Genomic DNA, 23,294 nt, shown 5'->3' with positions numbered 1-23,294 from the left:
CCTATGAACGGATTTAGAGTGGAGCAGCACGGCCCGGTGGCCGAGCTCATCCTGTGCCGCCCCGAGCGCCGCAATGCCCTCGATGAGCGGCTCATCGAGCAGCTGCTGGAGGCCCTCGAGGATCTCGGGCACGCCCATGGCCAGCCTATCGAGCGCCGCCCCCACGTCCTTATCCTGCGCGCCGAGGGCGCCCATTTTTGCGCCGGGGCCGATCTCAACTGGATGAAGAGCCAGGCCCACAGCGACTTCGAACACAACCGGGAAGACGCCCGCATGCTGGCGCGCCTGCTCCACACCCTCTACTCCCTGCCCATGCCCACCCTGGCCCTGGTGCAGGGGGCGGCCTATGGGGGGGCCCTGGGTCTCATCGCCGCCTGCGACATGGCGATCGCCGCCGAGGATGCGCGCTTCTGCCTCTCCGAGGTCTCCCTCGGTCTGGTGCCTGCCATGATCGCCCCCTATGTGCTGCGTGCCATGGGGGTGCGTCAGGCCCAGCGCTATATGCTGAGCGCCGAGCCCTTCGACGCCATCACCGCCTGTCGCCTGGGGCTGGTGCAGGAGAGCGCTTCCCCCGCCGAACTGCTGGCCCACGGCCGCCAGCGGGCCGCGCGCCTGTGCCAGAACGGGCCCGAGGCGATGAAGGAGACCAAGCGGCTCCTGGCCCACCTCTCCCTCGATCCGGCCCTCTTTGAGGAGATCACGGTCGACACCATAGCCCGGGTGCGCGTCGGCAAAGAGGCCCAGGAGGGGATGCAGGCCTTCTTCGACAAGCGTCGCCCCGCCTGGCGAACCCATCAGGACCCCGACAAGGAGAACCCATGAGTCCGATCCGCCGCCTGCTTATCGCCAATCGCGGGGAGATAGCCTGCCGCATCATCCGCACCGCCCACGCCCTCGGCATCCACACCATCGCCGTCTACTCCGAGGCCGACGAGGGGGCACTGCATACCCTGCTGGCCGACGAGGCCTGGCCCATCGGGCCGGCTGCCGCCCGGGAGAGCTACCTCGATCACGAGAAGATCCTCGAGGTGGCGCGCGCCGCCTGCGCCGATGCCGTGCACCCCGGCTATGGCTTCTTGTCCGAAAACGACCGCTTCGCCGAGGCCCTCGAACAAGCGGGGTTGATCTTCGTCGGCCCACCGGCCAGCGCCATTCGCGCCATGGGCGACAAGGCCGGTGCCAAGGCCTTGATGGCCGCCGCTGGACTGCCCCTGATGCCCGGCTACCACGGCGAGGATCAGAGCGAATCCACCCTGCTCGCCGAAGCGCGCCACATCCCGTTGCCTCTGCTCATCAAGGCGGCGGCAGGCGGTGGCGGCAAGGGCATGCGACGGGTCGACAGCCTGGAGGCGCTGCCCGAGGCACTGGCCTCGGTACGCCGCGAAGCGGCCAGCGCCTTCGGCGATGACAGGGTGCTGCTCGAACGCTATCTCGAGCGGGCCCGCCACGTGGAAGTGCAGATCTTCGCCGATCGCCATGGCCGCGCCATTTATCTGGGGGACAGGGACTGCTCCTTGCAGCGACGCCACCAGAAGGTGATCGAAGAGGCCCCGGCGCCGAGCCTGCCCGATGCCCTGCGCCGGGCCATGGGGGAGGCCTCGGTCGCCGCCGCCCGCGCCATCGGTTATGTGGGGGCCGGCACCATGGAGTTTCTGGTCAGTGGTGACGACTTCTACTTCATGGAGATGAATACCCGGCTACAGGTGGAGCACCCGGTGACCGAATGCGTCACCGGTCAGGATCTGGTGGCCTGGCAGCTGAGCGTCGCCCAGGGGGATCCCCTCCCCCTGACCCAGGAGCAGGTACGTATCGACGGCCACGCGGTGGAGGCCCGCCTCTACGCCGAAGACGTGGCCGCCGGTTTTCTGCCGGCCAGCGGCACCATTGAGGCCCTCCACTGGCCGGGCGGGGTGCGTATCGACACCGGGGTGCGGACGGGGGACACCATCACCCCCTACTACGACCCCATGATCGCCAAGCTGATCGCCCACGGCCGGGATCGCGCCGACGCCCTGGCCCAACTGGGGGCCGCCCTGGATGCGTTGACCCTGACCCCCCTGAGCCACAACGGCGCCCTGCTGGCACGCCTGTGCCGTGAGCCTGAGGTGCTGGCCATGACCCATCACACCCAGTGGCCCCTGCCGACGACCAGCACCTCGCCGGATGAGCTCGCCTGGCTCGCCGCCGCCCTGCTGCTGATGCCAGAGGCAAAGGGTAACGACCCCTGGCAGCGCTATCGCGGTTTTCGACTCGGTGGGCAGGAGGAGCTACTGCTCACCCTGCAGCTGGGCGAGGCGCGCCGCACCCTGACCCTTATCTTCGATCGCCGCCGCCATGTCGCCTGGCAGGGGCAGTGGCTCCCCTGGCGCCGTGAGGGGCAGCGGTTGCAGCTCTTCGTCGACGGGCGCTGGCACACCCAGGAGTGGCGCGGCACGGCCCTCTATCTGGCGGGAGAGCGCTTCCCCTTCATCCTGTGCCAACCCGACCTGGACCCGCTCGACGATGAAGCGGCGCACGGCGCCATCGCGCCCATGCACGCCATGGTGGTGGAGGTACTGGTACGCACCGGCGAGCCGGTGGAGAAGGGACAACCCCTGGTGGTGCTCGAGGCGATGAAGATGGAGCACACCCTGCGCGCCCCCGATGCGGGCCGGGTCGCCGCCATTCACTGTGCCCACGGCGATCAGGTGAGCCAGGGCATGACGCTGGTCAGTTTCGAGGAGGCCTAGATGAACGATCGCGTCACTCTGGTGGAGATGGGCCCCCGCGACGGGCTGCAAAACGAGCCTCATCTCCTCCCCCTTCCGCTGCGGGTCGAGCTGGTGGAACGCCTCTGGCACAGCGGCCTCACTCGCATCGAGGTGGCCGCCTTCGTCTCTGCGAAGCGCGTCCCCCAGATGGCCGACTCGGCCGCTCTGCTGGCCGCCCTGCCTCGCCATGCCGGGTTGCGCCTCGGCGCCCTGGTACCGAACGAGCAGGGGCTCAAGGCCGCCCTCGCCGCCGGCGTGCAGGAGATTGGCCTCTTTACCGCCTGCTCCGAGGGGTTTACCCTAGCCAACATAGGCGTCGGCGTGGAGGAGTCCCTGGCCCGCTTCGCCCCCCTGGCGAGCGAGGCTCGTCGCCACGGCATCCGGGTGCGGGGCTACCTCTCCACCGTCATCGCCTGCCCTTATGACGGGATCACCCGGCCCAAGCGGGTCGCCCAGCTCGCCGCGCGGCTGCTCGATCTGGGGTGCAACGAGATATCCCTCGGCGACACCATAGGGGTCGGCACACCGGGCAGCGTGGCCCCCATGCTCGACGCCGTGCTGGGAGAAGTGCCGGCTGGCCAGGTGGCGGTGCACTTTCACGACACCTATGGTCAGGCGCTGGCCAACCTGCTGCCGGCGCTGGAGCGGGGCATTCGCCTCATCGACAGCTCGGTGGCCGGTCTCGGCGGCTGCCCTTATGCACCGGGGGCCTCGGGCAACCTGGCCAGCGAAGAGGTGGTCTATCTGTTGCAGGGGCTGGGGCTCGACTGCGGGGTCAGTCTCCCGTCCCTGGCCGCGACCGGCGAGTGGGTCAGTCGGGCGCTGGGGCGCCCCAACGGATCGCGCACCGGCCGCGCCCTCTGCGCCAAGGCGCGCCAGGAGGTGATCTCATGAAACGTGCCATCACCTACACCATCTCCCAGCTCGCCCAGGAGTTCGACATCACCCCTCGCACCATCCGCTACTACGAGGATGAGGGGCTGCTCACCCCCACCCGGGAGGGGCAGAGCCGCATCTACGACCAGCGCGATCGCACCCGCCTCAAGCTGATCCTGAGGGGGAAGCGGCTGGGCTTTAGCCTGGCCGAGGTGCGCGAGCTGTTCGAACTCTATGACGCCGATCGCTCGAGCCGCACCCAGCTACACTCCATGCTGGCGCTGATCGACGTGCGCCGAGGTGCCCTGAACCAGCAGATGGAGGACATCCGCATGGTGATGGCCGAGCTCGATGCCGCGGCAAAACGTTGCCAGAGGGCGCTGGAGGACTTGAATTCCTGCGCCGGCTAGGAAAAGCTCAGAGTGTTGCCGGCGGGGGGATGAAGGATGAGGTGGCTGATCGGGTTGGGCTTATTCTGCGCCTTCTTCTCCTGGGGCACTGTCGAGATCAAGGTCGGCGGCTATCCCTTTGCCCCCTTCGTCGAGAAGCGCAGCGACGGCGGCTGGCAGGGGCTGACCCTGGATCTTATCGCCGCCCTCAATGCCGGACAGTCTGACTTTCGTTTCATCTTTGTTCCCACCTCGAGTGCCAACCGCTACGAGGCGCTGCAACTTGGGCGCTTCGACATGATGCTGTTCGAAGACATCAACTGGGGGTGGAGCAGCGAGCGGATCATGGTTTCACCGCCTTTTCTCTATGACGGCGAGCGCTACGTTGCACTGAGCAATTCAACGCGGGACCAGCGCCTGTTCGACAGGATCGACAAGCTGCGCCTCATTGGCGTCAAAGGATATCACTACGGCTTTGCCGACTTCGAAGGGGATCCCGTCATCTTGCAGCGGCGCTACGATATCTTGCTGGTCAAGGATAACGTCAGCATCATCAAGGCCCTGCTGCTGGAGAGAGGCGATGTGGGGATCATCACCCAGGCCTATCTGCTGCGCTATCTTGCCCATCACCCCGAGCTCAAGGATCGCCTGCTCATTTCCCAACGCTGGGATCAGAAGTACCAGCTCAGGGCCCTGCTCCATCCCAGCTCACGACTCAGCCTGCCCATGCTACAGCGCTACCTGAGCGAGCTGGAGCAAAAGGGAGAGCTGGCAAGGCTCTGGCAAGCCTATGGCCTCAACGCCATGGCGATGCGATAATGGCCCCCTCTCAGGCCGGAGTGAATCCATGTCGTTTTCAACCCTTCGCCGCTTCTGGCCCCTCATCCCGCTCACACTGCTCATTTTGCTGATCTGGCAGACGCCCGCGCTCCTGCATCGTTATCTTCCCCCCTGGCTGGCCGAGCGCACCGGTCTGCAACTGGAGTGGCAAGTCCCCGAGTTCGGGGTGCACACCCTCGGTTTGCCAGCCCTGACCCTCAAGGACAGGGAGGGCGCGCCTCTGCTCGACTGGGACAACCTCAGCATCGAGCCCGCCTGGTGGGACTCTCTGCGGGGGGGAAAGCTCATCTTCACGGCAATCCGTCTCGAGGGGGCTGACCTCCATCTGGTTCGCACCGGTGATGCCAGCCTCAATCTGATGACGGCGCTGGCGCCCTTCACCGGCGACGCGAGTGCCTCGCCTTCGGCGCCCTCGCCCGAGCTGGAAATCGGGTTGCTGAGTATGCAACGTGGCGCAATCCACTACCGCGATGGCCGTAACCTGCCCAAAACGCGTCAGGATCCGTCGCTCACACTGGATGCCCTCGACCTGACCCTGCCGGGCTTTAGCCTGACGTCCGGCGCACCCTTGCCTTATACCCTGAGCGCGCGCCTCAACGGGGCGGCGCTGCACAGCCAGGGGCAGCTGCGCCTCTCCCCCTGGGAGGTGAGTGGTGACAGCCGGCTCGAGGGGCTCTCTCTCGCCCCCTTTACCCCGCTCTGGCAGCCTTGGTTCAAGGCAAAGATCACCCAGGGCTCGCTCAGTGCCGCCGCCCGCTGGCAAGTAAACGAGGTGGGCTGGAAGCTGGAGGGAGGCAAGGTGCAGCTGGGTAAGGTCCGGTTGGCACGCAGCCAGCCCGTGCCCGGGCGACCCGACCAGTGGCTAGACTTCGCCGCCCTCGCGTTGGAGGGGATCAAGATCGATGGCCAGCAGCAGCGGCTCAGCATCAAAAGAGCCAGCTGGCAGCGCCCCCATCTGGCCGTGTCGCTCGATGAGCGTTATCAACCCGACCTGCAGGCTCTGCTTCCCCCCGCAGAGACAAGCGACAAAACGCCTCCCTCTCCCTGGCGCTGGCAGCTGGAGCGGCTTCAGATAAAAGAGGGCAGCGTAGATCTGCGGGAGTCGAGCTCGGGCAAGGCGAGGCAACGCGCCATCTCGGCCTTGAATGTGACGCTGGGCCCCCTCTCGGAGCGACTCGACAAGCAGAGCCAGCTTGCCCTCTCGACCCTCGTCGACAACCAGGCCAAGGGATCCTTCGAGGGCTCGCTGACGCTCTCGCCCCTCAGCCTGAGCGGCGCGATAGGGCTCGATGCAGTCCCCCTCGGCTGGGCCCAGGCCTATCTACAAAACTATCTGAGGCTGCGCGTCGAGTCGGGGATACTCAACACCCGTCAGCGGCTGAACCTGGAGCAAGACAACACGGGGCGCTGGCGCCAGGCCTCCCTCGAAGGAGAGCTTGCCATCGACGATGTGAAGGTGGTGGACAAGCGCGACAACCAGCGACTGCTCGCCTGGCAGTCGCTGCGGGCCGGACCGATACGGGTAGATCTGCTCGGCATGAAAAGCGAAATAGGTCGGGTCATGTTGGAGCAGCCCTTCAGCCGCCTCGAGATAGACAAGGAGGGCAACACCAACCTGGCCTCCCTGCTGCTCCCCGGCGTCGACACCCGGGAGGATGCCGGCCCTACCCCGCGCCTGCATATCGATGAGGTGGTGACCCGACAGGGCAACCTGCGCTTCGCCGATCGCCGCCTGAGCCGCGACTTTGTGGTCGATATCGCCGCCCTGAACGGCGTGACCCGCAACGTCAGCAACATAGCGGGCAGCCGCTCACGGATCAGCCTGCAGGGCAAGGTGGACAGCACAGCCCCCGTCTCTATCGAGGGGAGTGCCAACCTGCTTGCCGACGAGCCGGTGCTGGATCTGGTCGCCAGCTTCAAAAGCCTGGAGCTCACCACCTTTACTCCCTACAGCGCCACTTATGCCGGCTACGCCATCGATCGCGGCCAGGTCTCGATGACCCTCAAGTATCAGCTGCAAGGGAGCCGGCTCGAGGGGAGCAACGACATCCGCATCACCAAGCTCAAGCTCGGTGAGAAGGTGGAGAGCCCGCAGGCCATGGATATCCCCCTCAAGCTCGCCATCGCCCTGCTCTCGGATGCCAGTGGAGTCATTAATCTGGATCTCAAGGTCAAGGGGGACCTCAATCAACCCGACTTCAAGATAGGCAGCCTGCTGTGGAACGTGCTCGGCAACACCCTGAGCAAGGCAGTCACCTCCCCCTTCTCCCTACTCGCCTCCCTCGCGGGGAGCAGCGAGTCTCTGGAGGAAGTGCGCTTTACCCCGGGGGAGAGCGAGTTGGCGCCGGCCCAGCGTGAGCGTATCGCCAGCCTGGCCGGTGCCCTGCGGCAGCGCCCCCAGCTCGGGATCAACCTGCGCGGTGAGGTGGACAGGAAAGGCGATCTGTTGGCGCTGCAGCGCCAACAGCTGGAGAACCAGCTCGGCAAGGAGCTCGAGCGCAGCGTCTCCTTGAGCGAGATAGGTCAGGATCCCGAGCTGCAAGAGGCGCTGGAGTCTCTTTTCGAAAGCACCTTTAATGATCCGCTCGGCGCACAGGCGCTGACTCACCAGCTGGTTCCGGGCAGCAATGGCGCCTGGCGGTGGGGGATCGAGACTCTGGCGACGCAACAGGCGGTGAGCGACAAGAGCCTGCGCCGCCTGGCCACGCGCCGCGCCCAGACCATCAAGACGATGTTTGTGGATGATTACGACATTCCGCCGGATCGGGTCTTCGTTCTCGACAGCCAGATCGGGGGCGAGCAGGGGGCTCCCCGGGTCTTCTTCTCGACCGAGTCCAACTAAAACCCCTCTCTTTTCACATCAAACGCGCAACAGTGTGCACACAGGGGGAGAACAATTCGTTTTCCCTCTGCAATATTGTTGTTTTTTTTCATCAAAGCCGAGCTTTCCCCCTTGTCTCGCCGCGAGGCCATGACTAGAATCCCGCGACTTTTTAATCAATCCCCCACCTTTGGAGATGCTCCCGTGAGTGAAAAATTGGCCAACCCGGCTCCCCTCGGTCTGATGGGCTTCGGCATGACCACCATCCTGCTCAACATCCACAACGCAGGCTTTTTCCCGATCAGCGCCATGATCCTGGCCATGGGGCTCTTCTACGGCGGCGTCGCCCAGATCATCGCCGGCATCATGGAGTACAAGCGTGGTAACACCTTCGGTGTGACCGCGTTCACCTCCTACGGTCTGTTCTGGCTGACCCTGGTTGCCCTGATCGTCATGCCGACCATGGGTCTGGCCGAAGCCACTCCCCACGCCTACATGGGCTGGTACCTGCTGATGTGGGGCGTCTTCACCCTCTTCATGCTGTGCGGCACCGTCAACTTCCCCAAGGTGAAACAGTTCGTCTTCGCCTCCCTGACCGTACTCTTCTTCCTGCTGGCCGCCCGTGACTTCACCGGCAGCACCCTGATCGGCACCATCGCCGGTTTCGAAGGGATCATCTGCGGTGCCAGCGCCATCTATCTGGCCATGGCTACCGTGCTGAACGAGCAGTTTGGCCGCGTCGTGCTGCCGATTGGCGAGAAAGCCAAGCCGGTTGCCGAGCTGAAAGCCGCAGCTTGATAACACAGCGTCGAGATGAAAAAGGGCTCCCATTGGGAGCCCTTTTTGTTGCCTATGGCCCTCCCCCATCGGGGAGGGCCGTTTCACTTAACCGCGATCGAGAAGGATGTTGAGCATGCGGCGCAGGGGCTCGGCGGCGCCCCACAGCAGCTGATCGCCCACGGTGAAGGCGGAGAGGTACTCAGGCCCCATGTTGAGCTTGCGCAGGCGGCCGACCGGGATGGCCAGGGTGCCGGTGACGGCGGCCGGGGTCAGTTCACGGGCCGAGATGTCGCGCTCGTTCGGGATCACCTTGACCCAGTCGTTGTGAGCGGCCAGCAGGGCCTCGATCTCGACCAGCGGCAGATCCTTTTTCAGCTTGATGGTGAAGGCCTGGCTGTGGCAGCGCAGGGCGCCGACGCGCACGCACAGACCGTCAACCGGAACCGGGGCGCCGTCGATGCCGAGGATCTTGTTGGTCTCGGCCTGGCCCTTCCACTCTTCACGGCTCTGGCCGTTGGGCAGGGCGGTGTCAATCCAGGGGATCAGGCTACCGGCCAGGGGCACACCGAAGTTATCGACCGGCAGGGTGCCGGAGCGGGTCTTCTCGGTGATCTTGCGCTCGATGTCGAGGATGGCGGAAGCCGGATCGGCCAGCTCCACCGCCACTTCATCGCGCAGAAGCCCCATCTGGGTAACCAGCTCGCGCATGTGACGGGCGCCGCCGCCCGAGGCCGCCTGATAGGTGGCCACGCTCACCCACTCCACCAGATCGGCCTTGAACAGGCCACCCAGGGCCAGCAGCATCAGGCTGACGGTACAGTTGCCGCCGACAAAGGCCTTGACGCCCTCGTCCAGGGCGCGTTCGATGACGTCGCCGTTGACCGGATCCAGGATGATGACCGCGTCTTTTTCCATGCGCAGGGCCGAGGCGGCATCAATCCAGTAGCCTTGCCAACCGGTGGCCAGCAGGCGCGGGTAGACGTCCTTGGTGTAGTCGCCGCCCTGACAGGTGATGATGATCTCCTGACTGGCGAGCGCATCGATGTCGAAGGCATCCTGCAGGGTGCCGGCATCGATGCCGAAGTTGGGGGCGGCCTCGCCGGCTTGCGAGGTGGTGAAGAAGGTGGGCTGGATGCGGGCGAAGTCCTTCTCTTCCTGCATGCGGCTCATCAACACCGAGCCCACCATACCGCGCCAACCGACCAAACCGACTTTTTTCATGATATTTCCTACCCTGGATAGCTGAGAAATGCTCTGTAAAAACGCCCTGAGCCCCTTTGGCAACAGAGCGGTAACAAAAACTGCGCTGCGAAAAATGCGTCACTCCACATTACGGATTGTGGGCCGCCGCGCAAGTCGATTTCTGCAATAATCGTCACCGCTCGCTGCAACAGACAGGGATCCGGGCAAAAAGTGGCTCCCTGAGTGGCGCTTGGCTACAATGGGGCCTCGCGGCAGCATGCAGCCCCGCCGGGGACGACCCTGGCGGCTCTCCTTTCGCCGGGACGACCCGGCCTTGGCGATGACACTCTCATACCTTGGATAATACTGCTGCTCGCCGGCCTGTTCGAGGTCGCCTGGGCCATAGGCCTTAAATATACGCAAGGGTTTACCCGCCCCCTTCCTACCCTGCTGACCCTGGCTGCCATGGGGGCGAGCATAGCGCTGCTCGCCCAGGCGGTGCGCCATCTCCCCCTTGGCACCGCCTACGCGGTGTGGACCGGCATCGGGGCTGTCGGCACAGTGCTGCTCGGGATCCTGCTCTTTAACGAGCCGGCCAACGGGGCGCGGCTGGTCTGTGTCGGGCTCATCGTTGTCGGCATCTTGGGGCTTAAATTCATCACCGGATAACTCTATGCCAATCCTGGCTGGCGGCCGCGTCGACCGGGGCACCAAATTCCTTATGCAATGGCCTGCCAACACCGCTCGCTCCTGCTATTATCTGCGGCCAAACATGAGCCAATCAGGAACAACAATGATGACTGACCACACCTTTATTCCCGGCAAGGACGCGGCACTGGAAGACTCCATCGAGCGCTTCCAGACCAAGTTGCAGGCCCTGGGTTTCGACATCGAAGAGGCCTCCTGGCTCAACCCCGTTCCCAACGTCTGGTCGGTACACATTCGCGACAAGGAGTGCCCCCTGTGCTTTACCAACGGCAAGGGCGCCAGCAAGAAGGCGGCCCTGGCCTCGGCACTGGGCGAGTACTTCGAGCGACTCTCCACCAACTACTTCTTCGCCGACTTCTACCTGGGTGAAGAGGTTGCCAATGGCGACTTCGTCCACTACCCGAACGAGAAGTGGTTCCCCATCGAGGGCGACAAGCTGCCGGCGGGTCTGCTCGACGACTTCACCCGCAAGTTCTACAACCCGGAAGGGGAAGTGACCGCCGACATGCTGGTGGATCTGCAGTCCAACAACGAAGCGCGCGGCATCGTCGCCTTGCCCTTCGAGCGCCAGTCGGATCACCAGACCGTTTATATCCCGATGAACATCATCGGCAACCTCTACGTCTCCAACGGCATGAGCGCCGGTAACACCAAGACCGAGGCCCGCACCCAGGGACTCTCCGAGGTATTCGAGCGCCACGTCAAAAACAAGATCATCGCCGAGGCCATCAGCCTGCCGGAGATCCCGAGCGAGGTGATCGCCCGCTACCCGGGCATCAAGGCTGCCATCGATGCCCTGGAGGCCGAAGGCTTCCCGATCTTGAGCTATGACGCCTCCCTCGGTGGCCGCTACCCGGTCATCTGCGTGGTGCTGCTCAACCCCAAGAACGGCACCTGCTTTGCCTCCTTCGGCGCCCATCCGCGCTTCGAGGTGGCCTTCGAGCGCACCGTGACCGAGCTGCTGCAGGGCCGTGGCCTCAAGGATCTCGACGTCTTCATGCCGCCGGCCTTCGATAACGACGAGGTGGCGGATCATCACAACCTGGAGACCCACTTCATCGACTCCTCGGGCCTCATCAGCTGGGATCTGTTCAAGAAAGACGCCGACTTCGAGTTCGCCGACTGGAACTTCGCCGGCTCCACCCAGGAGGAGTTCGACCACCTGATCGGCATCTTCCACGAGCTCGAGCAGCCGGTTTACATCGCCGACTACGAGCACCTCGGTGTCTATGCCTGTCGCATCCTGGTGCCGGGTATGTCTGATATCTATCCGGCCGAGGATCTGCTGCTGGCCAACAACAACATGGGCGCCCACCTGCGTGAGGTGATCCTGGCCCTGCCGTCTCTGGAGTGGGACGCCGAGCAGTACATGGCCCTCTACGATCAGCTGGAAGAGGAAGGGCACGACGAGCGCACCCGGGTACGCGAGCTGCTCGGCATCGCCGCCGCCAAGGGCACCGCCCTGCACACCCTGCGGGTGGGCGAGCTCAAGGCCATGCTGGCCCTGGCCGCCGGCGAACTGGAAACGGCGCTGGAGTGGATCGACTGGACCATGGAGTTCAACCAGTCGGTCTTCACTGCCGAGCGAGCCAACTACTACCGTGCCCTCAAGAGCTCGGTAGAGCTGCTGCTCGACGATGAGCGCGAGCCAGAGCAGTACTCTGCCGTCTTCGCTCGCATGTACGGCGAAGCCGCCTTCCAGGAGGCATGGCGCCACGCCAACGGTGAAGCGCGCTTCCACGGTCTCGAGAGCGGCGACGAGTCGCTGGTTCAATTCCCTCTGCACCAGAAGCTGCTGGCTGCCTACGAGAAGCTGCAACGCGCCAAGCGCGCCTTCAGCTGGCAATGATAGTGAGAGGGGGCATCAGCCCCCTCTCTCATTCTTGACTCTGTGTCCGCCATCACAAAATGATGGTAAAGAACAATAATTACCTCTTATGAGCTAAGCCACCAGCACATGGCAACCTGTTGAAGTATCACGACTTTTTTTTAGCGATAATTAGCACTTACCAATTTAAAGCTTACCAATCATGAGGTTATGAAAAACCACCCACTAGTTTCATCAGCAACTCAACATCGCAGAAAGGCCTCATTAGAGGCTCAATTGTGTAGTAAAATTACATTAATGATTTGCGAAAATTGATCATGGTCAACTTTGACGCCAGGGGCCTTTGCTATGATTTCACCAGACATCAACTCTCGGGTGACACTGAATTGAAAGCCGAATCCCCCTTCGATAGTCTCAAGCCTGAAGCCATCGCCGCACTGGCAGAAGACATCACCTATGGAAAAGCGACCAAACCTGCGTACAAGGCTTTTCCCCTGGCCATCACGGCCGGCGCCTTTATCGCGATTGCCTTCATCTTCTATATCACTGTCACCACGGGTGCAGGCTCCGTTGCTTGGGGCATGACCAAGCTGGTGGGAGGTCTGTGCTTCTCCCTCGGCCTCATCCTCTGCGTGCTGCTCGGTGGTGAGTTGTTCACCTCCACCACCCTGACCCTGGTCGCCAAGGCGGCCAACCGCATCACCTGGGGCCAACTGCTGCGTAACTGGGGTATCGTCTACTTCGGTAACCTGGTCGGCGGCCTCATCATGGTGGCGCTGATCGCCCTCTCTTCCCAATACATGGCAGCCGATGGCCAATGGGGCCTCAATGCCATGAAGGTGGCCCAGCACAAGATCCACCATACTTTCATCGAAGCGGTCGCGCTGGGCATTCTCTGTAACCTGATGGTGTGCCTCGCCGTGTGGATGGCCTTCGGTGCCCGTAGCGCCACCGACAAGGTCATCGTCATGCTGCTGCCCGTTGCCATGTTCGTCGCCTCCGGCTTTGAGCACAGCATCGCCAACATGTTCATGATCCCGGTCGGCATCGTCATCCACGCCATCGCAGGCCCCGAATTCTGGCAGGCAATCGCCGTGGATCCGGCCAAGTTTGCCGACCTGACCGTATCCAACTTTGTCTTCAACAACCTGATCCCGGTCACCATAGGTAACATCATTGGTGGTGGCGTCATGGTTGGTCTGACTTACTGGTTTATCTTCCGTCGTCATCATTAAGGATGATTGCGGACTACATCAATACCGTGAGAGGTAATGAAAATGGCAGAACTTAACGAACAGTTCCAAAAGGCATGGGAAGGCTTCGCCGCCGGTGAATGGCAGACCGCTGTCAACACCCGTGACTTCATCCAGAAGAACTACACCCCGTATGAAGGTGACGAGTCCTTCCTGGCTGGCGCGACCGAAGCGACCACCAAGCTGTGGGACAAGGTCATGGAAGGGATCAAGATCGAAAACCGCACTCACGCGCCGGTTGATTTCGATACTGACCTGCCCTCTACCATTACCGCTCACGATGCCGGTTACATTGAGCAAAGCCTCGAGAAGATCGTTGGCCTGCAGACTGACAAGCCGCTCAAGCGCGCCATCATCGCCAACGGCGGTATCAAGATGGTCAAGACCTCTTGCGAAGTCTACGGTCGTCAGCTGGACCCCATGGTCGAGAAGATCTTCACCGAGTACCGCAAGACCCACAACCAGGGCGTGTTTGACGTTTACACCAAAGACATCCTGAACTGCCGTAAGTCTGGCGTCATCACCGGTCTGCCGGATGCCTACGGCCGTGGCCGTATCATCGGTGACTACCGTCGTGTTGCCCTGTACGGTATCGACTTCCTGATGAAGGACAAGCTGGCCCAGTTCAAGTCCCTGCAGGACGATCTGGAAAACGGCGTCAACCTGGAAGCTACCATTCGTCTGCGCGAAGAGATCTCTGATCAGTATCGTGCTCTGGGTCAGATGAAGGAAATGGCCGCCAAGTATGGCTGCGACATCTCCGTGCCGGCCACCAACGCCCGCGAAGCCGTGCAGTGGACCTACTTCGCCTATCTGGCGGCAGTCAAGTCCCAGAACGGTGCCGCCATGTCCTTCGGCCGCACCTCCAGCTTCCTGGACATCTACATCGAGCGTGACCTGCAGAAAGGTCTGATCACCGAGCAAGAAGCCCAGGAGCTGATGGACCACATGGTCATGAAGCTGCGTATGGTTCGCTTCCTGCGTACCCCGGAATACGATTCACTGTTCTCCGGCGACCCGATGTGGGCCACCGAGACCCTGGCCGGTATGGGCGTTGATGGCCGTACCCTGGTCACCAAGAACAGCTTCCGTATGCTGAACACCCTGTACACCATGGGTCCGTCCCCGGAGCCGAACCTGACCATCCTGTGGTCCGAGAAGCTGCCGACCGCGTTCAAGAAGTACTGCGCCAAGGTTTCCATCGAAACCTCTTCCGTCCAGTACGAGAACGACGACCTGATGCGTCCGGACTTCAACAACGATGACTACGCCATCGCCTGCTGTGTGTCCCCGATGATCGTCGGCAAGATGATGCAGTTCTTCGGCGCTCGTGCCAACCTGGCCAAGACCATGCTGTACGCCATCAACGGCGGCGTGGACGAGAAGCTCAAGATGCAGATCGGTCCGAAGACAGCACCGATCACCTCCGAGTACCTGGACTACGACGAAGTGATGGACAAGCTGGACCACTTCATGGACTGGCTGGCCAAGCAGTACGTTGCTGCCTTGAACATCATCCACTACATGCACGACAAGTACAGCTATGAAGCCTCCCTGATGGCGCTGCACGATCGTGACGTGTACCGTACCATGGCGTGCGGTATCGCCGGCCTCTCCGTGGCCGCCGACTCCCTGTCTGCCATCAAGTACGCCAAGGTCAAGCCGGTGCGTGACGAAGACGGTATCTCCATCGACTTCGAAATCGAAGGTGAGTACCCGCAGTTCGGTAACAACGACGAGCGCGTCGATGCCATCGCCTGCGACCTGGTTGAGCGCTTCATGAAGAAAATTCAGCAGCTCAAGACCTACCGTGGTGCCGTGGCTACCCAGTCCGTGCTGACCATCACCTCCAACGTGGTGTATGGCAAGAAGACCGGTAACACCCCGGATGGCCGCCGCTCCGGTGCACCGTTCGGCCCGGGTGCCAACCCGATGCACGGTCGTGACCAGAAGGGTGCGGTTGCCTCTCTGACTTCCGTCGCCAAGCTGCCGTTTGCCTACGCGAAGGATGGTATCTCCTACACCTTCTCCATCGTGCCGAACGCACTGGGCAAGGATATCGACTCCCAGAAGGCCAACCTGGCCGGTCTGATGGACGGTTACTTCCACCACGAAGAGAGCGTAGAGGGTGGTCAACACCTGAACGTCAACGTGATGAACCGCGAGATGCTGCTCGACGCCATGGAAAACCCCGAGAAGTATCCGCAGCTGACCATCCGTGTCTCCGGCTACGCCGTTCGCTTCAACTCCCTGACCAAGGAGCAGCAGCAGGACGTCATCACCCGTACTTTCACTGCCACCATGTAATTCATGAGTTCAGTGATAAAACCGGCGCCTCGTGCGCCGGTTTTTTTTATCCCCCTAGCTCACCGAACTCCCGCACACGGTAACGCCAGACCGACATCTGCGCCGGCCAGCCCCCCGCCGGCCAGCCCCCCTTGTGAAGCAAGTTATCCAGGAACACCTCAGGCTCCGGCAGCTCACGCCAGACGGCGGGCAAAAAGGTCGCCTTACGCCCTCCCCCCGTCAGCCAGAGTCCATCCAGGCCCGGCCTCAGGGTCGCCAACAGCTCGGCGCGTCCGGTCACCTCCAGGGGTACCAGAGGCCCAAGCAGAGAGATACTCACACTCAGGATGGATAGCTCGCTCTCTGCCAGAGGGGAGAAGCGGGGATCGTCGAAGGCGGCCAGACGGGCAAAACGTGGCAATGCCTCGCACAGGGGCCCCTGGGGTGTCAGACAACCGATGCAGCCGCGCAGTCGCCCCGCCTTATGCAGGGTGACAAAGCAGGCAAGCTCGTTACCGGCCAGTGGCATGGCGCTGATCGCCTGGCTGAGCGCCTCACTGGCTGACGCCTGCCAACGGCTGGCGATGCTCAGACGGGCAATCCTCAGCAGCGCCCGCTCGGCTTCCGGACTCAGTTCCGGTAACTCAATAGAATCCGACGCAGCCATAACCCACCACTCGCTCACTCTCACCCGTTACCTGTCCCGAGTCACGCTGGCCGAGCAGCATCGCCCGCCAGCCACGCGCTTTGGCCAGCAACAGCAAGGCGTTGAGGCCAAAGCAGCCACACGCCTGGCGCGGCCCGACCCCTGGCATCAGGGAGAGCACCTGTGCCAGTGTCTTGTCATCGAGGGCTCTGGCTTGGGCCTGAGTCATAAAATGACTGAGATCGCTGCTGCTGATGAGTAGCGTCGATTCATCGAGCAGAGACGCAAGATGAGCCGCAAGCCAGGCGGCATCGCAATCGCCCACCACCAGGGGAACCAGTGCAAACTGCACCAATCGATGCTGTAGCAGAGGCAGCAGTACCTCAATGGCGTGCTCCTGCCGGTGTGCCTCTTCGGACCAGATAAACCCTTCGTGCCTGGCGAGGGCCGTCAGCGCCTCCATCGCCAGTGGAACGACGCCTAGGGGAGTTTGAAAGCCCTGACATTCACGATCAGGCAGCGCCACGCCTCGCAGCGGCACCCTGTGCGCCGGGGCGAGGATCACCACCCGAGTAATCCCTTGTCGCGCCAATGTCGCCACCCCCTGCGCGGCCAGGGCTCCGCTATATGGGTAACCGGCATGGGGCAGTAGCAGGGCCTGAGGGGAGACATGCGAGAAGGGTAAGGGGTCGAGATGGGTGCAGAGCCAAGAATGCAGCGCTTGCTTCTCGGCCGGATAAAAATAACCGGCCACTGCCGGTGCCCGGATCTGGCTCATGGCCGTGCTCCTCGTGCTGGGCCCACTAAAATAATAGGAGAGACGAGGAGTACATGATGGATATTCACCCCACCCACTACTGGAGACTATTGGACGACGGACGGGTCGAATGCACCCTCTGCCCCCGATTCTGCCAGTTGCGCGATGGGAAACGCGGGGTTTGCTATATGCGTCAAGCCAGGGAAGGTGAAATCGTGCTGACTCACTGGGGGGAGACCAGCGGATTTTGCATCGACCCCATCGAGAAGAAACCCCTGTTCCACTTTCTGCCGGGCAGCGCCACTCTCTCCTTCGGCACCCTGGGCTGCAACCTCACCTGTCGCTACTGCCAAAACTGGAACATCAGTAAGTCACGGGAAGAAGAGTTGCTCAGCGAGCGGGCCACCCCGGAGCAGATTGCCGAACTCGCCCTGAACCATGGCTGCCGCAGTGTTGCCTTCACCTATAACGACCCCGTGATCTCCCTCGAATTCACCCTGGCCGTTGCGCAGGCCTGCCATGAGAGAGGGATCAAAGCCGTCGCCGTCAGCGCAGGCTATGTGAACCCGGCGCCGGCCCTGGCACTCTTCGGTGCCATGGATGCCGCCAACATCGACTTGAAGGGGTTCAGTGATGGGTTTTATCACAGTCTCTGCGGTGGAGCCTTGTCACCCGTGCTGGAGTGCCTGAAGCTGATTTGTCACCAGACTCGATGCTGGCTCGAGATCACCACCCTGCTTATCCCGGGTCATAATGATGATGAATCCACCCTCATGGCGCTGAGCCAGTGGGTGGCTCGCGAGCTAGGCCCCCACATTCCGCTACACTTCACCGCGTTTCATCCCGATTTCCATCTCACCGACCTACCGGCCACCCCACTGGATACCCTGCTCCGGGCACGGGAGATTGCACTGGCAAGTGGCCTGCACCATGTCTACACGGGGAATATGCCAAGCTCTGTCTCTGAGAGCACTTACTGCAGCGGGTGCGGCGCCCGACTCATCGAGCGCAACCGATATCGGCTAGGTCAGTGGGATCTGGTCGATGGCCGCTGTATACACTGCCAACAGGCCCTGAGTGGACACGTTGAGGAGCCCCCCGGGGAGTGGGGGCCCCGGCGAGCCAGAGTTAGCCTCGAGTAATGCTCTCTTCGTCATGTCCACGCAATAACCCCAGTAACAGGCTGCCGTCACGCAAGGCCTTGTGCACCTGTATCGAGGTTGGCTTGGTGGGGTCTTCGTAGAAACGGGTCGACTCGATCTGCAGACGCACCAGATAATCCCCCGGTAACTGGCTGGCCAAGGACTGGTGCAGCATGGGGAAGAGCAGTCGGTCGGCTCGAGCCAACTCGCCGCCGAGTAGCAGCTTTCCGGGATTGAGCAGACAGATGAGATTGGCGAGCACTTTGGCCAAGCGGCTGGCGGCCTGCTGCAAGATCTGCTGGCACAGGCTGTTGCCATCGAGGGCGAGCTCGCACAGCTCGCGTATGGTCACCTGAGCGGGTGAATCGGCGTCCCCCATTCGGGCACGTAACTCCCGGTATTGTGACTCCAGAGCCTGATTGGTGACCAGAGTACAGGCGCAGCCGAAGCCGCCGCAGTAGCAACGCTGTCCGTAAGGCTCGAGTTGCAGATGGCTGAGGTCACCGAGCATGGCATTTTCACTCTCGATCAACTGCCCATTGACCACCATGCCCACCCCGATATCGTTGTGAACAAACACCAGCACCGCATCGGCACAATCCTTGGCCGCCCCCCACTCGCGCTCGGCCTGGATCCAGGTACGCACATCGGCGCTGACCAGCACAGGCACACCAAACGCTTCCTCCAGCGTGGGGCCCAGCGGCCAGTGGCGGAGATCGTAATAGGGGAAGTGACGCACCATGCCAGAATGGCGCTCCACCTGCCCGGGTAGGCAGAGTGCGACACACGCCAGACGCAGCCCCTTGGCGGGCAGGAAACGGCGAATGGCGGCAATGAGGCTCGCCAAAAGATCCTCCCGCTCGCTCTGACTGAACTGGTGACGATGCCGAGACAAGGAGCGACCGGAGAGATCAAACAAGGCCATGTCGACGTAGCCACGGCCAAGACGCATGGAGAGAAACTGGTAGCGGCGTTCGTTGATCCGCAGCAGGGTCTGACGACGCCCCCGACCGACACTGGTCTCCCCACACGGAACAACCAGCTCGTTATCGAGTAGCTCGCGAGTAATCTTGGTGATGCTGGCAGGCGAAAGCCCCGTCAACCTGGAGAGATCGGTGCGCGACAGCTCTGTGTGCTCTTCCAGGCTGGCATAGACCAGACCATAGTTGAGCTGGCGGATAAGATCGATGCTGCCTTTGACCAAGTCATTCATGGGCCGAGGAGAGATGAGTAGGATGTGGGAGCAAATTGTCCCACATTATGCCGTGTTCCCCAACAGGCAACCGGCCAAAGGACCGGTTGCCTCTCTGATCAGTAGCGAAATTGGCCGACAAGGCTCTTGAGCTCGTCCCCATTATGCGCAAGATCCTGGGTCGTTCTGTGGGTATCGCGTGCGACCTCGGTCAGCTCACCGACAATCTGCTGTATGGCGACCAGGTTACGGTTTATCTCTTCTGAGACGGCATTTTGCTCCTCAGCCGCCGCCGCTATCTGCAAGTTCATGTCGTTGATGGTCGATACTGCGCTGACCATGGTATCGAGAGAGGCGGCGATCCGAGCCGCTTCTTCCACTGTCTCCTGGCTGCGGGATTCACTGGCGCCCATAACCTCCACCGCCTGGCGCACTCCACTTTGCAGCCGCTGCAGCATCTCATTAATCTCTTTGGTGCTCTGCTGGGTGCGCCCGGCGAGCGAGCGCACCTCATCGGCAACGACGGCAAAACCTCGGCCCTGTTCACCCGCACGCGCCGCCTCGATGGCGGCGTTAAGCGCCAACAGATTGGTCTGTTCGGCAATCCCGCGGATCACCTCCACCACGGACTCAATCTTGCCGGTCTCATGGGCCAACTGCTCAATGACTGAGGAGGCAGAGTGCACCTCACTGACCAAGCGGTTGATACTGGAGATGGCCGTATCGACCACACTGCGCGCCTCATCAGATTCCCTTGCCGCCTCAGAGGTTGCCGACGCCGCATTGGAGGCACTGGAGGCAACCTCTTGAGCCGTAGAGCTCATCTCGGTCACGGCGGTGACCACCTGATCCGTCTCGCGACTATGGCCCTGCATCTGATGATCGCTGCGTTCACTGAGATCGCGCAATCGCTCCACCGCCACGAAGAGCTCATTGCTGGTTCGCCCTACCTGGCTCACCACATTCTGTATCCGCTCCACAAACCGGTTGAAGGCACTGGCCAACTGACCGACCTCATCATTGCTTTGCACCTTGAGCCGCTGGGTCAGATCCCCCTCCCCGGCGGCAATGTCGTTGAGGGCGCTGACCGCATCGGCTAGCGGCTTGGCAACTCGGTTACCGATCATCAGGGTCGTCGCCAGTGTGACCGCCAACACCAGCAGCGTCAGCAGGACATTGCTACCCATCGACCCATAGAGCGCCTCTTCGCGCTGAGCCCGCAACGCCGCCAGCTCATTGTCGATGTCGTCGATGTAAAACCCGGTCCCCAACACCCACTGATATTTGTCGATAACCACGTTGTAGGAGAGCTTGGGGGCATCACGGCCAATCGAGGGTTTGTTGGTCCAATACTCGGTGAAACCATCACCCATGCGCGCCGACTTGACGATCTCCTGAATAAGCAGCTTCCCCTGAGCATCCTTGTCCTGCCAACGGTTCTTTCCCTCCAGAGCCGGTGAGGCTGCATGCATGACTTGCACCCCGGCGAAGTCAAACATGAAAAAGTAGCCGTCACTGCTGTAACGCAGGGCACGCAGGATCTCTTTCACTTTCTCCCGGCTTTCGGGGGTATCGGGCTCGGCCAGTGTCTTGGCGATCGAGGTCTGAGCCAACATGATGTAGCTGCCCAGCAGGGCCTTACGCTCCTTGATGGCCTGCTCACGATTGCGGGATAACTCGCTCTCGAGATCGCTTTTCGCTATCACGTAGTTGCTAATATTTATCGCTGCCGCCATGAGCAGCACCGGCAGCGCGCCGAGCAGCAGGATCTTCTGTTTGAGTGTCATTACAGCCTTCCTTGTTGTTCCTTTTCCACAGCGACATATCACCCTAAGGTTTATCACTGAGCATAGTCTCCCCGGCCTCATCGCTGCCAATCAGCCCCGCTGAGAGCCATACGCTGTCACCCGATGCGCTCCTTAGCCCTTATAATTGGTCATGATATGCACACTCCTTCCGCTACAAGTTGCTCTTGCTCCCGTTTTACGTTCTTGCTGCACGCCGACCATTTTTATTTTCTGATAAGTTTCCTAAGATTGGGAAAATGGGATAGGCAAGGGATCACGCTGGATAAGCCTATGGATGACGATATCCTGATTATCGAAGATGACGCTTCTCCGGTGACGGAGCACAAACGGCGCTGGAAGGTGATGGTAGTAGACGATGAGCCCGAGGTTCACCGTGTCACTCGCATCACCCTTTCGCAGTTTGAGTTCGATGGAAAAGGGCTGGAGCTACTTCACGCCTACAGCGCCAAGGAGGCGAAGTCGATGTTGGCGCAGCAGGACGATATTGCCCTGCTGCTGCTTGATGTGGTCATGGAAACCGATAATGCCGGTCTCGATGTGGTGCGCTACGTGCGAGAAGAGATTCAAAACGGCATGATTCGTATCGTGCTGCGCACCGGTCAGCCAGGCCAGGCCCCGGAAGACGATGTGGTCGCCAATTTCGATATCAACGACTACAAAGACAAGACCGAACTCACCTCACAAAAACTGCGTACCCTGCTACGCGCCAGCCTGCGCTCCTATCGGGATATCCGCACTCTGGATCGTAACCGTCGTGGCTTGCAGAAAGTGATTGAAGCATCCCGTGGCATCTTCGAAAAACGGGCCCTGCGCAACTTCATCGATGGCGCACGAGAGCAGTTGACGGCCCTGCTCAATCTGGAAGACTCCGCCCTCTATGACGCCAAGCAGCACGCCTACGAGGTGCATGACAACGAGGTGCTGCAATCTCTTGAGCCAACCTTGTTGTCACTGCAGATAGAGCAGGCTCCACCGATCGTGCAGCAGGCGATGCGTAGCCAAAGCAATGTCTACGAGAAAGAGGAGCTGGTGCTTTATTGCAAAAACAGCCGTCATCATCTGTTGTTTCACATCGAAGGTAGCCAGCATCTGAGCGAGGTCGATACCAATCTGCTCAGCCTCTTTACCGAGAGCATCATCGTCGCCCTGGAAAATATCCGTCTCAATGAAGTGATTGCCGATAACCAACGCGAGATCATCTATCGGATCGGCGAGCTGGTTGAGACTCGTTCAAAAGAGTCAGGACTGCACGTAAAACGGGTGGCTCTCTACACCGAGCTCTTCTGCCATCTGCTCGGTATGGAAGAGGAACGCTGTGAGATGTTCAAACGCGCCTCCCCGCTGCACGATATCGGCAAGGTCGGGATCCCAGATTCGATCCTCCACAAACCCGGCAAGCTGACACCGGAAGAGTGGGAGATCATGAAAACCCACGCCCAGCTGGGGCAAGACATGCTCTCAGGCAGCCAGCTCGAGCTCTTTCAGATTGGCGCCACCATAGCGGGTAGCCATCATGAGAAGTGGGACGGTTCGGGTTACCCCAAAGGGCTGCAAGCTGAGCAGATCCCCCTTGAGGGGCGCATCGTCGCGTTGGCCGATGTGTTTGATGCCCTGGGCTCGGATCGCTGCTACAAGAAGGCGTGGCCACTGGACAAGGTGCTCACCCTGATCGCCGAAGAGCGAGGAAAACACTTCGACCCGCAGCTGGTGGACCTGATGTTGGGCAACATGGATCAATTCCTGGCCATTCGAGACCAATATCGCGACACCTATATGGGTGAATAATCCCCCCGTCTGCTCGGCATGACGAGCAGACTCTCAACCAGAGACGAGCCCCCCATTTAGCTGGCTCATTGCAGCCAATGAGCAAACCGCCCTCTACTCTGTTCCGGCAGGGTATGGACAACTTTTCCTCTTTTCAGCCGGCCGCTTGGCCCCTTGTGGGCAGATACGAACCAAATCACTGGGCGCAGCGCAGACCGACCTCCTCCCCGCGAAGACACTGGCTGAAATGGGAAAGGCGAAAAAAAAGAAAA

The 23,294-nt window shown here is 61.5% G+C and carries 18 protein-coding genes; 13 read left to right on the top strand and 5 right to left on the bottom strand.

The features are described 5' to 3' along the window. Nucleotides 1-3: 3 nt before the first annotated feature. The 7 genes from BN1121_RS03955 (at nucleotide 4) to BN1121_RS03925 (ending at nucleotide 8,474) form a co-directional block, all read left to right on the top strand. Complete coding sequence (locus BN1121_RS03955; protein ID WP_005361856.1) at nucleotides 4-822, top strand: enoyl-CoA hydratase-related protein; 819 nt, start codon at nucleotides 4-6, stop codon at nucleotides 820-822. Then, the gene (locus BN1121_RS03950; RefSeq protein WP_043597287.1) at nucleotides 819-2,729 is read left to right on the top strand and encodes an acetyl/propionyl/methylcrotonyl-CoA carboxylase subunit alpha; all 1,911 of its coding nucleotides are present in this window, start codon (nucleotides 819-821) and stop codon (nucleotides 2,727-2,729) included. Before BN1121_RS03955 ends, BN1121_RS03950 begins: the two co-directional genes overlap by 4 nt. Next, complete coding sequence (locus tag BN1121_RS03945; protein ID WP_005361460.1) at nucleotides 2,730-3,644, top strand: hydroxymethylglutaryl-CoA lyase; 915 nt, start codon at nucleotides 2,730-2,732, stop codon at nucleotides 3,642-3,644. Then, nucleotides 3,641-4,036, top strand: coding sequence for a MerR family transcriptional regulator (locus BN1121_RS03940; protein ID WP_005361457.1), 396 nt, complete (start codon nucleotides 3,641-3,643; stop codon nucleotides 4,034-4,036). The genes BN1121_RS03945 and BN1121_RS03940 overlap by 4 nt, the downstream gene beginning before the upstream one ends. A gap of 36 nt (nucleotides 4,037-4,072) precedes the next feature. Further along, nucleotides 4,073-4,834 carry a substrate-binding periplasmic protein gene (locus BN1121_RS03935; RefSeq protein ID WP_005361454.1) on the top strand — a complete coding sequence of 254 codons (762 nt, stop codon included), beginning with the start codon at nucleotides 4,073-4,075 and terminating at the stop codon, nucleotides 4,832-4,834. Between the two features lie 28 nt (nucleotides 4,835-4,862). Continuing rightward, a complete protein-coding gene (locus tag BN1121_RS03930; RefSeq protein ID WP_005361451.1) occupies nucleotides 4,863-7,697 on the top strand; it encodes a DUF748 domain-containing protein in 2,835 nt (944 codons plus the stop codon). A gap of 183 nt (nucleotides 7,698-7,880) precedes the next feature. Then, nucleotides 7,881-8,474, top strand: coding sequence for an acetate uptake transporter (locus tag BN1121_RS03925; RefSeq protein WP_005361448.1), 594 nt, complete (start codon nucleotides 7,881-7,883; stop codon nucleotides 8,472-8,474). Nucleotides 8,475-8,561: 87 nt separating this feature from the next. Here the strand turns inward: BN1121_RS03925 and asd are convergent, their stop codons facing one another. Then, on the bottom strand, nucleotides 8,562-9,677 hold the full coding sequence (gene asd, locus BN1121_RS03920; RefSeq protein ID WP_005361446.1) for an aspartate-semialdehyde dehydrogenase: 1,116 nt from the start codon (nucleotides 9,675-9,677) through the stop codon (nucleotides 8,562-8,564). A gap of 312 nt (nucleotides 9,678-9,989) precedes the next feature. On the opposite strand from asd, the gene sugE reads away from it, so the two are divergent. The 4 genes from sugE to pflB all read left to right on the top strand — a co-directional run bounded on the left by sugE (nucleotide 9,990) and on the right by pflB (nucleotide 15,734). Next, complete coding sequence (gene sugE / locus BN1121_RS03915) at nucleotides 9,990-10,307, top strand: quaternary ammonium compound efflux SMR transporter SugE (RefSeq protein WP_043158179.1); 318 nt, start codon at nucleotides 9,990-9,992, stop codon at nucleotides 10,305-10,307. A gap of 127 nt (nucleotides 10,308-10,434) precedes the next feature. After that, complete coding sequence (ycaO, locus tag BN1121_RS03910; RefSeq protein ID WP_005361439.1) at nucleotides 10,435-12,195, top strand: 30S ribosomal protein S12 methylthiotransferase accessory factor YcaO; 1,761 nt, start codon at nucleotides 10,435-10,437, stop codon at nucleotides 12,193-12,195. Between the two features lie 365 nt (nucleotides 12,196-12,560). Then, nucleotides 12,561-13,409: a formate transporter FocA gene (gene focA / locus BN1121_RS03905; RefSeq protein WP_005361436.1), complete on the top strand. Its 849-nt coding sequence runs from the start codon at nucleotides 12,561-12,563 to the stop codon at nucleotides 13,407-13,409. Between the two features lie 42 nt (nucleotides 13,410-13,451). Then, nucleotides 13,452-15,734 carry a formate C-acetyltransferase gene (gene pflB / locus BN1121_RS03900; RefSeq protein WP_005361433.1) on the top strand — a complete coding sequence of 761 codons (2,283 nt, stop codon included), beginning with the start codon at nucleotides 13,452-13,454 and terminating at the stop codon, nucleotides 15,732-15,734. A 46-nt stretch (nucleotides 15,735-15,780) separates the two neighbouring features. Here the strand turns inward: pflB and amrA are convergent, their stop codons facing one another. Beyond that, on the bottom strand, nucleotides 15,781-16,380 hold the full coding sequence (gene amrA / locus BN1121_RS03895; protein WP_005361431.1) for an AmmeMemoRadiSam system protein A: 600 nt from the start codon (nucleotides 16,378-16,380) through the stop codon (nucleotides 15,781-15,783). Then, nucleotides 16,358-17,137 (bottom strand): AmmeMemoRadiSam system protein B, encoded by a 780-nt coding sequence (amrB, locus tag BN1121_RS03890; RefSeq protein ID WP_005358282.1) that lies wholly within the window; start codon nucleotides 17,135-17,137, stop codon nucleotides 16,358-16,360. Before amrB ends, amrA begins: the two co-directional genes overlap by 23 nt. A gap of 53 nt (nucleotides 17,138-17,190) precedes the next feature. Between amrB and amrS the strand changes: the two genes are divergently transcribed. Beyond that, nucleotides 17,191-18,258 (top strand): AmmeMemoRadiSam system radical SAM enzyme, encoded by a 1,068-nt coding sequence (gene amrS, locus BN1121_RS03885; protein ID WP_043597284.1) that lies wholly within the window; start codon nucleotides 17,191-17,193, stop codon nucleotides 18,256-18,258. On the opposite strand, the gene BN1121_RS03880 is transcribed toward amrS, so the two are convergent. Together BN1121_RS03880 and BN1121_RS03875 are read right to left on the bottom strand one after the other, a co-directional pair. Further along, nucleotides 18,245-19,471: an ROK family protein gene (locus BN1121_RS03880; RefSeq protein WP_043157980.1), complete on the bottom strand. Its 1,227-nt coding sequence runs from the start codon at nucleotides 19,469-19,471 to the stop codon at nucleotides 18,245-18,247. The genes amrS and BN1121_RS03880 overlap by 14 nt on opposite strands. Nucleotides 19,472-19,569: 98 nt before the next feature. Next, nucleotides 19,570-21,237 carry a methyl-accepting chemotaxis protein gene (locus BN1121_RS03875; RefSeq protein WP_005358287.1) on the bottom strand — a complete coding sequence of 556 codons (1,668 nt, stop codon included), beginning with the start codon at nucleotides 21,235-21,237 and terminating at the stop codon, nucleotides 19,570-19,572. 291 nt (nucleotides 21,238-21,528) lie between these two features. Between BN1121_RS03875 and BN1121_RS03870 the strand changes: the two genes are divergently transcribed. Next, a complete protein-coding gene (locus tag BN1121_RS03870; protein ID WP_005358290.1) occupies nucleotides 21,529-23,043 on the top strand; it encodes an HD domain-containing phosphohydrolase in 1,515 nt (504 codons plus the stop codon). The last annotated feature ends 251 nt before the right edge of the window (nucleotides 23,044-23,294 follow it).

The organism is Aeromonas diversa CDC 2478-85 (assembly GCF_000819805.1).
GTDB lineage: Bacteria > Pseudomonadota > Gammaproteobacteria > Enterobacterales > Aeromonadaceae > Aeromonas > Aeromonas diversa.
This window is presented reverse-complemented; position numbering and strand designations above follow the sequence as displayed.